Origin of the sequence: uncultured Clostridium sp. (genome assembly GCF_900547735.1) — a bacterium.
Lineage (GTDB): Bacteria > Bacillota > Clostridia > Lachnospirales > Lachnospiraceae > Otoolea.
In genome coordinates this window covers 1-15,775 of the sequence record NZ_URHZ01000102.1, presented here as the reverse complement: position 1 = coordinate 15,775, position 15,775 = coordinate 1, and the positions used below count along the sequence as shown (strand labels likewise).

Genomic DNA, 15,775 nt, shown 5'->3' with positions numbered 1-15,775 from the left:
CACCATCCCGAACCCCGACCGTCCCGGCGGCGTTCTCATTCCTCAACTAAATCCCTATTTTATGGCTGAACAGTTACGTAAACAAACGGAAAATCAAATCCCTGGCTTGCAAGGAAATGGCATCTGTATTATAATGAGAAGGTATTTTCAGAAAATAAGATGCTCAGTACAGAAAACACAATACAAAATAAATTGCATCAAAATCATTAGAAATTTCAGTAAAAGGAGATAGATTATATGTTAGACGGCAAGAAGACATTATTCAGCGGCATGCAGGCGACAGGAAACCTGACACTTGGCAATTATCTGGGAGCGCTTAAGAACTGGGTCAATATCAGCGACGACTACCAGACATTCTTCAGTGTAGTGGATATGCACTCCATCACGGTGCGCCAGGATCCGGCTGAACTCAGGAAAAGAGCCAGAACACTTCTGACACTTTATATTGCGGCCGGACTCGATCCGGAGAAAAACTGCATCTATTATCAGTCCCATGTGACGGGACATGCGGAGCTGGCATGGATTCTGAATTGCTTCACCTATATGGGTGAGCTGAGCCGTATGACCCAGTTTAAGGATAAGTCTGCCAAACATGCGGACAATATCAATGCCGGTCTTTTCACTTATCCGGTGCTGATGGCGGCGGATATCCTGTTATACCAGGCGGACGTGGTTCCCGTGGGAATCGACCAGATGCAGCATCTGGAACTGACAAGAGATATTGCAATCCGTTTTAACAACATTTACGGCGACGTATTTACCGTGCCCGAGGCATATATCGGAAAAGCCGGAGCCAAGATCATGAGTCTTCAGGAGCCGTCGAAAAAGATGTCCAAATCGGATGAGAACCCGAACGGAAGCATCTATCTGATGGATGACCCCGATACCATTATCAGGAAATTCAAACGTGCGGTAACCGATTCCGAGGCCTGTGTGCGCTACTGCGACGAACAGCCGGGAATCAAAAACCTGATTGATATCTACTGTGCATGCACAGGGAAAACCGCCGCGGAGACAGAGAAGGAATTTGACGGAAAAGGTTACGGCGATTTCAAGCTTGCGGTGGGAGAATCCGTTGTATCCGTTCTGAAACCGCTTCAGGACCGGTTCGCCGATCTTACGGGCAATAAAGATTATATTGACGGTGTAATTAAGGGCAATGCCGAGAAAGCCCAGTATTTCTGCAATAAGACACTTCGGAAAGTACAGAAAAAAGTAGGCTTCCCGGAACGAATCAGATAAGTTGGTTTCAAAGGCGAAGCTGCCGGCCTCTTCCATTTAACAGGATGAGGCGGCAGCTTTTTGGAAATGCATTTTTGTAAACGGAGGAAATGAGATGAGGGTTTTGACGTATCAGATAGATGACAGGGAGAGACTGGGAATTCTGAGTAATGATGATCAGTGGATTTACCCTGTGGAATCCATAGGGATGGAGTATCGCGACATGAAAGAATTGATCCGGGAGATCAGTGAGTCGGAGATCCAGCTGGCGGAGCATATTGCCGGCAAGCAGCCCTATGAGGCGGAGATTAGAGGGGCCACTCCTCTGGAGGATGTGAAACTCCTGGCTCCGATCCCGGATCCGGATCAGGACATCATATGTCTGGGGGTCAATTATATCGATCATCTGAAGGAGAGCAGCGACTTCCTCAAAGGGGCGTATTCGGAAGAACAGGAATATGCCGTCTATTTCGGCAAAAGAGTAAACCGTGCTTCGGGTGACAGGGAAATAATTCCTTCCTATCCGGGATTGGTGGACGGTCTGGATTACGAAGCGGAGCTGGCCGTCATCATTGGAAAAGACGCAAAAGACGTGCCCGAGGAAAAGGCAGGAGAATATATCTTCGGTTATACAATTCTAAACGATGTCAGCGCGAGAAATATGCAGGATCGCCATGGACAGTGGTATTTTGGTAAGAGTCTGGACGGATTTACACCGATGGGGCCATGGATTGTTACGGCGAATGAGTTTGAATTCCCGCCAAAGCTCGGAATCAGTTCCAGAGTAAACGGCGAGATCAGGCAGGACGCCAGCACGGGCGATCTGATATTTGGCATCGCACATATCATCAGCGAGCTTTCGAAAGGAATGACGCTGAGGGCGGGAACGATTATCTCAACGGGTACGCCGGCCGGAGCTGGCGTTGGGTTTAAACCGCCGAAGTATCTGAAAAAGGGCGATTCTGTGGAATGCAGGATTGAGAAGATTGGGAGCCTGACGAATACGATTGAGTAGAAAGGAGTCCCATGAAAATCGGAGAGTTTTCCACCCGCGGTGAGATATCAAAAGATACCATCCGTTATTATGTTGAGGAGGGCCTTCTGATTCCGGATATAACGGACGGCCATATGAGTTTTTCACAGCGGGATTTAAACGATCTTGACTATATCAAAAAGTGTAAGACGCTGGGGTTTAATATCCGTGAAATCAAGTTCATGATGGCGATTACACGGACTTCCCATCTGACGGAAAAGGATGCCGTCCACGATTATTACGATATGCTGGAAAAGAAGAAGGCCAGTCTTTATGAACAGATTGATTCGTTAAACACCTCTATCCGTCTGATTGATGAAAATATTCATAACTTGGATCAGCAGATTTGTCTGGAAAAGAAAAGGCTGGGAGTGCCGTTAAAGGCATTGTCTCTTCTGGCATGCCCGGAGTGCGGAGGCAGTCTCTCCCTGAACCAGGCACAGCTTACAAGTAAATATGTGTATGAGGGAATCCTTCAATGCGACTGCGGATATCAGGTGAAAATTCACGACGGAGTGGTTCTTACGGGCAATCATTATCAGGGAGAATACGATCATCCCGATTTCAGCTATGGCGGCCATTATGACAATGTCAGCAGGAATTTCGTTACATATTTGCAGAAAAGCTATGATTATGTGTGTTCCCGGCTGAAGAACGAGGACTTGAAGGACAAGGTGGTACTTGAAACCAACCTGGACGGCTACGTGTTTCTATACCGGAATTTTCCGCATTTAAAGAATGACTGTATCTATGTGATGATTGACAAGTTTGAAGAGACAATCAACCTGTTTAAACAGCGGACGGAACGGCTGGGGCTTGAGCTTGACATATTGTTTATTGCGGATGCTTCCGTCCAATATCCATTAAAGAAAGGGTGCATCGATTATTTTATCGATTTTTTCGGGGAAGATGAATTCCTTCTGTACCACCCCAGGACGCTGATTGAGATGGCCGATTCCTATTTTTCGCCCTCCCTCTGTGCGTTCGGCGCATACATGAGCTATGATGCAAATTCAAAATCCATTGCCCGTGTACCCCTGTGCTACCCGGAATGTTCTCCGGATGCCTTTAGCGGATATGCCGTACGGGAAGGGTATGGGAAAGTGGGATTTTCTTTCGAGGAAACAGAGACAGGAATTATGACGGAGACCTATCAAAAGTACCGGTACCAGTGCCATGTGAACGGTGATGCCCTGCATATGCACTGCTTTACGGCAAAACGTAACAACACATAGTTTATACCGTGCAGGCAGGTATTTGCTCAGCCGGGGTGCACACCACAAAATCGTTACAATTCAATAAAATATCGGATCATCGCGGGGGTAACCCCGCGTTTTTTTTGCGTTTCAATCAAAATAACGGATTGACATGGGGTTAACCTGATGCATTAAAGTGAGAAGTAAGAAAAGAATACATGGAATGAGAACTTTTCTGAATATATAGAGAGGAGAAGACTTATGGGCAGAAAACCGTTGATCGGGATTACCTGCAATTATGAAAACAGGGACAAGATCGGAATCATAACGGAAATGGGGGTGAAGAAGCAGAAATGGCAGTTTCTCGCGGATAATTACATTAATGCAATTGAGAGGGCGGGAGGAATTCCAGTGATGCTGCCGGTATACGAAAATTTTGACACGGCCGCGGAACTGATTGAAGAGCTGGACGGGATCGTTATATCAGGGGGAAATGATGTTTCGCCCGTCCGCTACGGCGAGGAGCCGAAAGAGAATGGAGAGATCATACCGGAACGGGATGAACAGGATATCGCAATTGCGTCTTATCTCTTTTCCGAAAAAGACATACCGGTTTTGGGGATATGCCGCGGGCTCCAGGTGATAAATGCGATGGCCGGGGGAACGATGCACCAGGATCTTGAAAAAGCAGGTTTTGAGCGCCATTCACTGGACGAGTCTCCGATGAATACGCCGGTTCATGGGGTGAATCTGGCAAAAGGAACGAGGCTCCGTCAAATATACGGAGTGGATGGGATGAGGGTTAACTCATACCACCATTCCGCGGCAAAAGAACCGGCGCAGGGATGGACTGTGGCTGCTGTTTCAACAGAAGACGGAGTGACGGAAGCATTAGAATTTCCGGAAAAAAGGTTTTTTTTGGCAGTACAGTGGCATCCGGAAATGATGTATGATGATGATCTGCAGAAGAAATTATTTGATGCTTTTATATCCGCCTGCAAGAGGGAGTGAGACCGATAGGGGAGGGCGGCAGCCGCCGCATACGCAATGACGCCAGGCAGGAGAGTAAAAAGGAAAGATACATATAACATGTTTTTGGGGTGAGAAGGAATCAGGAGGTAGTAGTATGGAAATTGAGAATAAGAAAACATTTAAGATGCCGAATTCATTTGCACTGTTATTTTTTATTATCGTTATTATGGCTGTGCTGACTTATGTGATACCGGCCGGAGCGTACGAGCGTGTGGAGGGGATTACGGGGCGCATGGAGGTGATACCGGGCTCTTATCACCAGATAGAGAGCACGCCAGCATCTGTTTTTGACATATTTCTGGCAATTCCGGAGGGGATTATTTCAGCGGTCGGGATGGTTGTATGTACTCTGATGATTGGCGGCGGGATGGAGGTTGTCACAAAATCCGGTTCATTACATATTGGTATTTCCAAGGCCATATCCAGGCTGAATAAAAAAAGCGGGGATTTGGTGCTGGTGTTCCTGTTTTTGATTTTTGCCGTGCTGGGCGGATTTATGGGGTTTGGGGAGGCGGCGATCCCCTTCTTTCCGATTGCGGTGGCAATCTCGGTTGCCCTGGGATACGATTCCATGGTGGGGGTCGGCGTTGCACTGATAGGCTGCATGACGGGTTTTATTGCCGGTCCAACCAACCAGAGCAATGTGGGAATCCCACAGGCATTGGCCGGACTTCCGCTTTACTCCGGTATCGGGCTGCGTCTTATTCTCTTTGTGATACTGGTTGCAATCGGCCTGTGGCATGTGCTCAGCTATGCCAAAAAAATTAAAAAAGATCCGGAAAAAAGCCTGATGAAGGGAGTGGATGTTTCCGATTTGACATTTGACATCGAGACACTGAACAAGGAAAAATTCACATGGCAGCATGGCGTTATCCTTGGAACCTTAGTCGGCGGTATGGTCTTTTTCACATACATGGCGCTGACAACCGACTGGTGGCTCAATGAAATGAGTGCGGTATTTCTGATTATCGGAATTGTAGCCGGAGTTGTGAGCAGGATGAACATTGATGAAATCTGCGATACCTTCCTGAAAGGAGTGGCTGAGATTTCCGGAGGCGCAATGATCATCGGTGTGGCGGCGGGAGTCCAGTCCATTATCAGCAGGGCCAACATCCTCGATACGATTATTTACGGCATATCCACACCGCTGGCAAACCTGCCGGTACTGGCTTCCGCCATTGGAATGCTGATTGTGATCAGCTTGATTAATATACTGATACCGTCCGGCTCCGGCAAGGCGGTGGCAATTATGCCGATTCTGTTTCCGGTCGCGGAACTGCTTGGTTTTACGCAGCAGACCGCCGTGCTGGGATACCAGTTGGGAGACGGAATCACCAATCTGGTTACGCCGACGCTGGGACTCTTATTTATCGGTCTGGCATTTGGAAAAGTACCCTATGACAAGTGGCTGAAATTCTACGCCCCCATGATGCTGAAGATTTTTGCGGTGGGCGCCCTGGCAATCTGCTATGCGGTAGTAAGCGGCTATGGCCCGTTCTGATTATCTATTTCCAGGCGGAGCGGCCACTGTGCAGCAGCAAAACGGCTGACCTCTGCCGCCGGAAGATAAAAGAATGGAATGCCTTTATGGGGAAGCAGCACAATTTGTTGAGGAGAGGAACAATATATGGTTGAGTTAAACGAATTGAGGGAAATAGAAAAGGAAATTATTGAACTGTATAAGACACTGCACCAGATGCCGGAGCTGGGGCTGAACGAGGTGAGGACGTCGGCTTTGATTGCGGACAAACTGCGGGAATGGGGAATCGAGACGGTTACCGGTGCCGCGCGGACCGGAGTGATTGGGACGATTTACAGCGCCAAACCGGGAAAAACGGTGGCGCTGCGCGCGGATATGGATGCCCTGCCCCTGACGGAGGCGACCGGGCTTGCATATGCTTCAAAGACGCCGGGGAAAATGCATGCATGCGGCCATGATGCCCATGTGTCCATGCTGCTGGGGACGGCGCGTTATTTTTCTCTCCACCCCGAAAAACTGAAGGGAAACCTGCGTTTGATTTTCCAGCCGGCGGAGGAGGACAACGATCCTTCTGTGCCCCCTCTTGGAGAAATGTGTGGAGGCGCATACTATATCATACGGGAGGGGTATCTGGAGGATGTGGATTACTGTTTTGCACTCCATGTGGATCCCAGCCTTCCGGTCGGAACAATTAAGGTATTTCAAAGAGAGGCCATGGCGGCAACGGATTTATTCAGGATCCGGATTACAGGAAAGGGGGGTCATGGAGGCGCTCCCCATAAGGCGGCGGATGTAATTCCTCCCCTGGCCGGACTGCTGGCGGCTGTCAATACGGTAATTCCACGGGAAATCAGCCCGTTTGAGGCGGCTGTCCTCAGTGTGGGAACAGTCAATACCATATCCTCGGCGTGGAATGCGACACCGGGTGAAGTTGAGATAACGGGTACATTCCGGACATACAGTGACGAGGTGAGGGAACATATAAGCAGCCGTCTGGAACAACTGGTGAAAGCGATACCGGAGGCATACCGCTGTACCGGATATTATGAGAGGGAAGTGGGATATACTCCTACCGTTAATGACAGCGGTGTGGCAAAAGTGGTGGCAGAGACGGCCGCCCGTCATCTTGGGGCAGAGCATGTGATAACCGATCCGGAGCCGCAGACCGGGGGCGAGGATGTGGGCCTCTATTTTAAGGAAGCTCCCGGAGCCATCGCTTTTCTGGGATGCACGGAGCCGGGCAGGAAGGAATTTGCCGATCTGCATAATCCGTCCTTCCGCGTTTCCCTCGATACTTTGATTTATGGGATGGCAATGCATATTAACTGTACGGAAGCTTTGCAGAGGAGTGGTGAGCCAATAGTAATGCTGTAGGCGGCCTGTAATCAGATTCGCTGATTTCTCCGTATGTTTCATGAAGACGGGAAAGAAAAGCATAAACACTTTTTGCCGCTGTAAACAATAGCGTGAATGCTATGTTTATAAAGAAATATTATTCATAAAAGTGATCATGAGCCAGGTCTCATGGTCATTTTTTATATCCTAGAAAGCGCTTCTATGTTATAAAAAGCCCTCCGGGCAGGATGTACACTTGCGCGCCGGGCCGATATATGATAAAAAAAATACCCCGCGGACCGCTGCAATATATCCACACAGGAACGCACAGTGTAATGCCGTCTGGAAAATGCCTGGTACGGCATATTAAGGAGTATAATGAGCAACTGGCTATAATAATGAAAATTTAACAGATAATAATGTATTTTTACGATAATAATAAAACATGATAGGTTGACAAAACATACTAGAGAGAATATAATCATGAGTATAAAACAAACGTGATTATATTATCGACATAAACAGCGTGATTTTATGTGGAGCCGACATTGATGTTCCGCAGTAAATTATATTATGAAAAAGAGAATTTAAAGGAGGAAGAGAGATGAAAAGATTGCTTAGTATTGCTTTGGCGGCTATGTTGGTGCTTGGGGGCTGCTCGAAGCCGGAAGCCACTGCCCCAGTCCAGAACCAGGCAGCAGGAGACAGTAAGTCGATTACGATCAGGCTGGTTTCCATTCCCAACACACTGGACTGTTATTCGGCGGGAACCATCGACTGCGAGGAGATTTCAAAACTTCTCTATGACCTGGTATTAGAACCGGATCCGGAGACCGGAGCTCCGCTTCCAGGCGTAGTGAAGGAGTGGGAGACACCGGATGATCTTACCGTAGTGCTGACCATGGGAGAGGGTTACATGTTCCAGAATGGGGAAAAAGCGCTGCCGGAGGATATCATTTATTCCATCGAACAGAACAGGGAACACTCGTTGGGCGGACATGCTTTTGGAAGCATTAAGAGCATGGAGGCCGAGGGGGATAATAAGGTGATTATTCATCTTGAAACTCCGTTCGTAGATACGGTTGCCGCTCTTACAAGCGTTTATCTGTATGACAAATCTTACTGCGAATCTGCCGGAGACGACTGGGCCAATAAGCCGGTCGGCACAGGACCATATAAGTTAAAAGAATATGTTCCCGGATCGAAAATAGTTCTGGAAGCATGGGAGGATTATCCTTTTGAGAAATGTTATATGGATGAATATACATTCCTCTGTATGGAAGAAGATTCCGCTGCCTATATTGCCCTGGAGTCGGGAGATGTGGATGCCACTGCAATCTCTATCGCTGATTACGACCGAGCTTCAGAAAATCAGGCGGTTACTGTTTATGAAGGAGAAACGATTACCTTATATCAGGTATGGATGAATGTTTCCAAACCGCCGTTTGACAATCTGAACCTCAGAAAAGCTATGGCATATGCATATAATCGGGAAGGCTTTTTAGCCCTGAATAAACTGATGACCGTATCGGACAGCTTTGTTCCGAGACAGGCGGAATTCTACTATTCGGCTCCCAACGCAATTCATTACGATTTAGAGAAAGCTCGTGAACTCCTGGAGGGAGAAGGTTATACACAGAATAATCCGCTTAAGATTGAACTTATTACATATGCCGGTGAGAAGACAAGACAGGCTTATGAGGCATACCAGTTGGAGCTTAAACAAATCGGCATAGACATGGAGATTACAACCATGGAATTCGGCGCATATCTTGATAAGATGTACAAGGGTGAATTTGAAGTGATTTCCGATGACTGGTCGATTCCTCCGTTTCTCATGAATTATATGGCGATGTTATATTCCGGTTCTCAGGGAGACTATAACGGAACCTTCTTCACGGATGAGCGGTGCGATGAACTGTATCACATTGCCGCAGGTTCGGCAACAAATCCTCAGGTCGGCCTGGACGCAGCCAAAGAACTGCAGGAGATCGCATGGGATCAGGTGCCGTTTATCCCGACATTCTCACCTAAGATGTACTTTGTTGCGGACAAAGACATAAAAGGAGTTGAACTGCAGAACAACGGCAGACCCGTTTTAAGAAAATTGAGCCGGTAATCGGGCAGAGTATGGGAGGACGAGTATGAAACTGATTCATGCCGAAAATATGGGTTTAATTAAGAGTATTTCTGATTTATGTGTATCGCCGGATGGAAACATTTTGGCATTTTGCCTGGAAAGTGCATGTATTGCAGAAAACAGATACCACTCATTTCTCTATGCTTATGAACTGAGCAGCGGCAGGCTGCATTGCCTGGACAGCCATGATTCAATCCGGAACTGTTTTTTTGACCAGAATGGGAAGGTGATTTATACATGGGATGAGATGGACGATGGTGTATCATCCCAGAGTACGAAGTTTTGGGAGGCGGATCCCGTATCCGGGGAGACGGGGGAGGCATTTAGTCTGCCCCTGCCCCATGCGCAGGCAGGTCTTCTTGCGGGAGAGCGTCTTGTAATCAGCGCGGTCTGGGACCTGGAACTTGAGAAGCTAAAAGCCGCCGGGGATCAGAGAGCTGTCGAGGCCCATCTCAGGGGTGAAGTAATCGTATGCGATGAATATCCCTATCGGATAGATGGGCAGGGGTACGTAAATAAGAAGCGGAACCGCCTTTATGAGTACAATCGCGGGGACGGCTCCCTGGTGCCTGTTACGCCGCCGGATTTTCAGACACATGATTACGCCGTTGGGGAAGGCAGGTTATATGTGCTGGGAGAGGAGTATCAGATTAGTACGGAACAGAAATACTCCGTATATTGCTGGGAAAACAGACAGTTCCGGCTCAGCGCACTGGGTGATTGTATGTTCGCGGCTCTGGCCGTGTCGGGTGATAGGATTTTTACAGTCACCGATGTTCTGCCCGACGATGTAAATTCATACATCTATACGGCAAAAGGCGGTGACAGAAAGCTGGACGCCAGATTTAAGACACAATATACACCGTTTAATCTGACTTCAACTGATTTTTCCAGAGGAAACGGCCGTGAATTCCTGGCATTAGACGGCAGTCTGTATTATACGATGCAAAACAGAGGAGGAGTAGGTCTGTATCGCCGGGACGGGAATAAAGAAGTACGAATTTCACCGGAAGGAATCGATATCCTGCATTTTATTATTTCTGCAGACGGCCGCATCTTTGCCGCGGGGCTGCCGGAACTGGGCGGAGCGGAAATTTATGAATTGTATCCGGACAAGGCGGTCCAGCTTACGGCGCTTCATGAATCAGGCCTCGGAACATTTGATTTGTCCAAACCGGAGCATCTTGTTTTTACAAGCAGTGACGGCAGCGAGGTTGACGGCTGGGTGGTTCCTCCCGCCAATTATAACCCGGGCAAAAAATATCCTGCAATCCTGAATATTCACGGTGGCCCACAGCTTCGTTTTTATGGAGGGTTCAATTTTGCACATCAGGTCTGGGCAGCAGGCGGATATTTTGTAATGTACTGTAATCCTCATGGAAGCATAGGAGATACGGCGGAGTTCAGCAATCTGAGAAAGAGATACGGCACAATTGATTATGAAGACATTATGAAGTTTGTGGATACCGTGCTGGAGCGATATAAGGCGGTTGATGAAAAAAGATTGGGTGTCACGGGAATTTCCTACGGCGGTTTTATGACTAACTGGATTATCACGAGAAGCTGCCGCTTTGCAGCCGCAGTTTCCCAGTCTGGAATTGCAGACTGGATAAGCCTCCATGCTACGGATGATCTTCCTGGATTTGACGTGACCATAGCGGGAAGCTATCCGTGGGAAGATATTCGTGAACACTGGAGGATTTCTCCGCTTGCCTATGCCGGCCGCTGTTCGACTCCGACCTTGTTCATCGAGTGCGGAGAGGACTACAGGTGTCCTGTCGATCAGGGACTCAGTCTGTATCAGGCATTGATTACACAGGGGATTCCTTCACGCACCGTAATTTTGAATGGAGAAACGCACTGCGTGTTCCGGTCGGGCAGGCCGTGGGCAAGGCTTAAAATTATGCAGGAAACAGCGGAATGGTTTGACCGGTATATACCTGGTTAGACGGGGGCTTCATACATACCTGCAAGGAGGTATCGATTAGTATGACGAGATATATAATGAAACGGCTTTTACAGATTATCCCGATAGTAATCGGAGTGTCGATTTTAGTATTTACAATGCTCAGTTTTGCCCCCGGGGATCCGGCGAGACTGGCGCTGGGCGTCAATGCAACGCAGGAACAGTTATACCAGTTTAAGGAGGAACGCGGGCTCAATGATCCCTATCCGGTCCAGTATATTAATTATGTTAAAAAAGCGGTTCGGGGGGATTTGGGAGAGTCCTACATATCAAAACAGCAGATTTCGGACATGGTAAAGCTGCGTCTGCCGAATACGCTGAGACTTTCACTTACCGGAATCGCGCTGATTGTGATTGTGCAGATACCGCTTGGAATTGCGCTTGCGGTAAAGCAAAATACTGTTTTTGACAATACAATGAGGATTGTGACGCTGATCCTGGCCTCTATGCCGGAGTTCTGGCTGGGGCTGATGCTGATGCTGCTCTTTTCCGTAAAGCTTAAATGGCTGCCGTCCACTGGGTTCGACAGTATCAGGCATATGATTATGCCTGTAATCTGTGCATCCACCTATGGATGGGCTTCCGGGTCGAGACTGACGCGAGCTTCGATGCTTGAGGTAATACGGCAGGACTATATCAAAACAGCCCGGGCCAAGGGGCTCGATGAGCGTGTGGTAATCCGTAAACATGCGCTTAAAAATGCCCTGATGCCGACAATTACTTCTATTGGAGTTTCAGTCGGGTTCTGCTTTGGCGGTTCGATTGTAATTGAGCAGTTGTTCAGTATTAACGGAATGGGAAAAATGCTGGTAGAAGCACTCAGACAGAAGGATATGCCGGTTATCATGGGCGGAGTTATCATTATCGCCATACTGATAGCGCTCACCAATCTGATTACGGACCTGGCATACGCCGCGGTGGATCCGAGAATCCGTTCCCTTTATGTGAAGCCGAAGAAAATACCACATAAGGAGGCGATGAACAATGCTTAAAAATACAGACACGAAACAGGCCGCCGATACCGGGAGAAGCAAAAAGAGGCACAGCCCCGGCTATAATGCATGGGTTAAGTTCAGACGCAACAAATCTGCTGTTGTCGGTTTGATCATGCTTGGAGTCATATTGGCCATATGTATTACCGCACCTCTCTATCTGAGCTATGAAAATGACGTTCTGAAAGCCGATTATTCGATGATACGCCAGTTTCCGGCGCCGGGTCACCTTTTAGGAACCGACGAGCTGGGGAGAGACTTGCTTTCCAGACTCCTTTGGGGAGGAAAAACATCCATCACCATTAGCGTGGTGTCGGTTTTGGTTTCCATGGTCATCAGCCTCTTTCTGGGATCTCTGGCCGCCTATTACGGCGGTACGACCGACGCTCTCATCATGAGAACACTGGACGTAATCATGGCAATACCGACGACGCTCCTTATGATTACTCTGGTGAGCATTATGAAGCCAAGCGCATTTAACCTCACACTGGCCCTGGGGCTCAGCTTTGTTCCGGGTGACACCCGTTTTATCAGAGCCCAGGTTCTTACGGTAAAAAATAATGAATATATTGAGGCGTCCAAAGGTCTGGGAGGTTCGGATTTCTGGATTATACTTAAACATATTATTCCCAATGCAATAAACCCGTTGATTTCTCAGTTCGTACTGTATGTTGGAACCGGCATTGTACTGATAAGCTCCATGAGCTTTATCGGTCTTGGAATTCAGCCTCCGTCGCCCGAGTGGGGAACGATGCTGTCCGGCGGCCGTGAATTTATCCGTGACTGCTGGCATCTTACCGTATTTCCGGGAATTGCGATAGTGCTGACGGTAACGGCGCTGACGCTGATGGGAGATGGACTCAGGGATGCTCTTGATCCGAGAATGAAGCGATAAACGGCGAGGTACGCGAAATGGACGAAAAATTATTATTAGACATTAAAGATTTAAACGTGAAATTTTATACGGATAATGGAGTAGTGAATGCCATCAACGATGTCAGCCTTTCTCTGGAGGAAGGAAAGACGCTGGGGCTGGTAGGGGAAACAGGAGCAGGCAAAACGACGCTTGCTCTGTCGATCCTGAATCTGATTGACAGCCCTCCGGGCAAGATTGAAAGCGGCAGCATCTTTTTTGAAGGAAAGGATCTGCAGAAAATCAGCAAAGAAGAGTATCTCAAGATAAGGGGAAAGGAAATATCCATGGTATTCCAGGATCCGATGACTTCCCTGAATCCGGTCTATACCGTGGCGGATCAGATTAGTGAAGTAATCTCCGCGCATCAGCAGGTCAGCAAACACGAAGCAAAGATAAAAGCAATTAAGATGCTTGAGACCGTGCGAATTCCGGCGGAACGCGCCTTTGAGTATCCGCATCAGTTTTCCGGCGGAATGAAGCAGAGGGTTGTTATTGCCATAGCGCTTGCCTGTAACCCAAAACTTCTGATTGCCGATGAGCCGACTACCGCACTGGACGTTACGATCCAGGCCCAGGTGTTGGAGCTGATGGCGGAACTGAAGGAAAAAAATAATACATCTATGATTATGATTACTCATGATATGGGAATCGTGGCGGAAATCTGTGACACAGTGGCTATCATGTATGCAGGAGAAATCATTGAATACGGAAGCCTGGAACAGATTTTCGAAAATCCGCTGCATCCGTATACCAACGGGCTTTTTGGATCAATTCCCGACATTACGAGCGACGCGGAATATCTGTCCCCTATTGAAGGACTCATGCCGGATCCAATGAATCTTCCGGAGGGGTGTAAGTTTCATCCACGGTGTAAATATGCGGATCAATGCTGTTCCTCCAGAAAACCGAAGTATATTGATCATGGGAACGGCCATTATGTCAGATGCCTGATCTATGAAAATGCCATTCCGGCGAAGGAGGTAAAGAAATATGAGTGACGAATATATCAGGGTAGAAGGCCTGAAAAAATATTTCAAAGTCGCCTCAGGAACGCTGCATGCTGTGGATGGTCTGGATTTTACGATTGAGAAGGGTAAAACCATCGGGATTGTAGGGGAATCGGGATGCGGAAAAAGCACGGCGGGGCGTCTGATGTCCATGCTGCTTGAGCCTACGGCGGGCTCGGTGTTCTTTGACGGGTGCGATATCACAAAACTTAAAAAGAAAGAAAAACTGGCTTACAGACGCCGGATACAGATGATTTTCCAGGATCCTTATTCTTCATTGGATCCACGTAATACGATTTATGAGAATATAGCAGAACCATTTTACATTCATAATTTTTTTCAGTCCAAGGCGGAGAGGGATGAAAAGATATTTGGAATGATGGAGCTTGTGGGCCTGGCCGAACGTTTTGCAGATTCCTATCCCCATGAGATGGACGGCGGCCGCAGGCAGCGTATCGGGATTGCCAGGGCACTTGCCTTAAATCCGGAGTTTATTGTGTGTGATGAGCCGGTTTCGGCACTTGATGTTTCAATTCAGGCCCAGATATTAAATTTACTTAAGAAATTGCAGAAAGACTTTAATTATACTTATATGTTTATCACCCACGATATGTCGGTTGTTAAACACGTTTCGGATGATATTCTGGTCATGTACCTTGGCCAGATGGTAGAAAAAGCGCCGAGTAAGGTTTTGTTCACTTCTGCAATGCATCCGTATACGCAGGCTTTACTTCTGGCAATTCCTGTGCCAAAGATTGGGGCGAAGAAAGAGAGGATCCTTCTGGAAGGAGAGATTTCTTCCCCGATTGATCCGAAACCTGGCTGCCGCTTTGCGGCGCGCTGCCGGTATGCCACCGAACGCTGCCACAGGGAAGATCCGCCGATTACCGATCTTGGGGAAGGTCATTTTGTCAGATGTTTTCGCGTATGTGACGGAAATTAGAAAAATTAAACTTGCCATAACAGGTTCCTGTTTGTTTTATAGACAGGCTGCCGCTGCTGATAAAGGCGTCCATAAGGTTTAACCTTGTGGACGCCTTTACGGCGCCATGAAATACACCATACTTTCTTTTCCCTTTTCTATTTATCTGTCTGAATCAACTGTGTTTTAACTGTGTGCTAACAGTTTGAACACCATAGAACGAACCCACAGAATCCCTGAATGATGAGATAATCGCTCCATATTTCTGAAAAAAACCAAAAAAAATGATGGAATCATATAAATATCGCCTTTTTCAGCGGATATTTACTTTTTGGCACGTCATTTGCTTCTATATAGAACAGAGCCGGTAAAACAGAGTGTTACAGTTTACAGAGCTGTGACTTGTAACCAACGGGTACCCGCCATTCTGCAGCCTGCTCTCCGTCATCTTCACAGCGGTAAACCGTGGATTTGACCCAACAGGCCTCCGCCCAAAGTCCAAACCGGTATGGACATACGGCCGGACGCCTTACAA

12 protein-coding genes are annotated in these 15,775 nt (G+C 47.8%); all 12 read left to right on the top strand.

The features are described from left to right. Positions 1 to 237 precede the first annotated feature (237 nt). Entirely contained in the window at positions 238 to 1,242 is a 1,005-nt protein-coding gene (gene trpS, locus QZT18_RS21585) for a tryptophan--tRNA ligase (RefSeq protein ID WP_294151397.1), read from the top strand. A gap of 94 nt (positions 1,243 to 1,336) precedes the next feature. After that, positions 1,337 to 2,236: a fumarylacetoacetate hydrolase family protein gene (locus tag QZT18_RS21580; protein ID WP_294151395.1), complete on the top strand. Its 900-nt coding sequence runs from the start codon at positions 1,337 to 1,339 to the stop codon at positions 2,234 to 2,236. 11 nt (positions 2,237 to 2,247) lie between these two features. Further along, on the top strand, positions 2,248 to 3,489 hold the full coding sequence (locus QZT18_RS21575; RefSeq protein WP_294151393.1) for a MerR family transcriptional regulator: 1,242 nt from the start codon (positions 2,248 to 2,250) through the stop codon (positions 3,487 to 3,489). A 222-nt stretch (positions 3,490 to 3,711) separates the two neighbouring features. Continuing rightward, positions 3,712 to 4,461, top strand: coding sequence for a gamma-glutamyl-gamma-aminobutyrate hydrolase family protein (locus tag QZT18_RS21570; protein ID WP_294151391.1), 750 nt, complete (start codon positions 3,712 to 3,714; stop codon positions 4,459 to 4,461). A 115-nt stretch (positions 4,462 to 4,576) separates the two neighbouring features. After that, positions 4,577 to 5,983, top strand: coding sequence for a YfcC family protein (locus QZT18_RS21565; protein WP_294151390.1), 1,407 nt, complete (start codon positions 4,577 to 4,579; stop codon positions 5,981 to 5,983). A gap of 126 nt (positions 5,984 to 6,109) precedes the next feature. Continuing rightward, the gene (locus QZT18_RS21560) at positions 6,110 to 7,336 is read left to right on the top strand and encodes a M20 family metallopeptidase (RefSeq protein ID WP_294151388.1); all 1,227 of its coding nucleotides are present in this window, start codon (positions 6,110 to 6,112) and stop codon (positions 7,334 to 7,336) included. A 565-nt stretch (positions 7,337 to 7,901) separates the two neighbouring features. Beyond that, a complete protein-coding gene (locus tag QZT18_RS21555; protein ID WP_294151385.1) occupies positions 7,902 to 9,416 on the top strand; it encodes an ABC transporter substrate-binding protein in 1,515 nt (504 codons plus the stop codon). Between the two features lie 25 nt (positions 9,417 to 9,441). Continuing rightward, complete coding sequence (locus QZT18_RS21550; protein ID WP_294151383.1) at positions 9,442 to 11,385, top strand: S9 family peptidase; 1,944 nt, start codon at positions 9,442 to 9,444, stop codon at positions 11,383 to 11,385. 41 nt (positions 11,386 to 11,426) lie between these two features. Beyond that, entirely contained in the window at positions 11,427 to 12,395 is a 969-nt protein-coding gene (locus QZT18_RS21545) for an ABC transporter permease (RefSeq protein ID WP_294151382.1), read from the top strand. Further along, positions 12,388 to 13,290, top strand: coding sequence for an ABC transporter permease (locus QZT18_RS21540; protein WP_294151380.1), 903 nt, complete (start codon positions 12,388 to 12,390; stop codon positions 13,288 to 13,290). The genes QZT18_RS21545 and QZT18_RS21540 overlap by 8 nt, the downstream gene beginning before the upstream one ends. A 17-nt stretch (positions 13,291 to 13,307) precedes the next feature. Next, a complete protein-coding gene (locus QZT18_RS21535; RefSeq protein ID WP_294151378.1) occupies positions 13,308 to 14,309 on the top strand; it encodes an ABC transporter ATP-binding protein in 1,002 nt (333 codons plus the stop codon). Further along, complete coding sequence (locus QZT18_RS21530; protein WP_294151376.1) at positions 14,302 to 15,261, top strand: ABC transporter ATP-binding protein; 960 nt, start codon at positions 14,302 to 14,304, stop codon at positions 15,259 to 15,261. The genes QZT18_RS21535 and QZT18_RS21530 overlap by 8 nt, the downstream gene beginning before the upstream one ends. Positions 15,262 to 15,775: the final 514 nt, after the last annotated feature.

Coding starts and splice junctions, on each gene's coding strand:
- QZT18_RS21550 (WP_294151383.1), top strand. CDS start 9,442: ATGAAACTGATTCATGCCGAAAATATGGGTTTAATTAAGAGTATTTCT.
- QZT18_RS21580 (WP_294151395.1), top strand. CDS start 1,337: ATGAGGGTTTTGACGTATCAGATAGATGACAGGGAGAGACTGGGAATT.
- QZT18_RS21545 (WP_294151382.1), top strand. CDS start 11,427: ATGACGAGATATATAATGAAACGGCTTTTACAGATTATCCCGATAGTA.
- QZT18_RS21570 (WP_294151391.1), top strand. CDS start 3,712: ATGGGCAGAAAACCGTTGATCGGGATTACCTGCAATTATGAAAACAGG.
- QZT18_RS21530 (WP_294151376.1), top strand. CDS start 14,302: ATGAGTGACGAATATATCAGGGTAGAAGGCCTGAAAAAATATTTCAAA.
- trpS (WP_294151397.1), top strand. CDS start 238: ATGTTAGACGGCAAGAAGACATTATTCAGCGGCATGCAGGCGACAGGA.
- QZT18_RS21560 (WP_294151388.1), top strand. CDS start 6,110: ATGGTTGAGTTAAACGAATTGAGGGAAATAGAAAAGGAAATTATTGAA.
- QZT18_RS21575 (WP_294151393.1), top strand. CDS start 2,248: ATGAAAATCGGAGAGTTTTCCACCCGCGGTGAGATATCAAAAGATACC.
- QZT18_RS21565 (WP_294151390.1), top strand. CDS start 4,577: ATGGAAATTGAGAATAAGAAAACATTTAAGATGCCGAATTCATTTGCA.
- QZT18_RS21535 (WP_294151378.1), top strand. CDS start 13,308: ATGGACGAAAAATTATTATTAGACATTAAAGATTTAAACGTGAAATTT.
- QZT18_RS21555 (WP_294151385.1), top strand. CDS start 7,902: ATGAAAAGATTGCTTAGTATTGCTTTGGCGGCTATGTTGGTGCTTGGG.
- QZT18_RS21540 (WP_294151380.1), top strand. CDS start 12,388: ATGCTTAAAAATACAGACACGAAACAGGCCGCCGATACCGGGAGAAGC.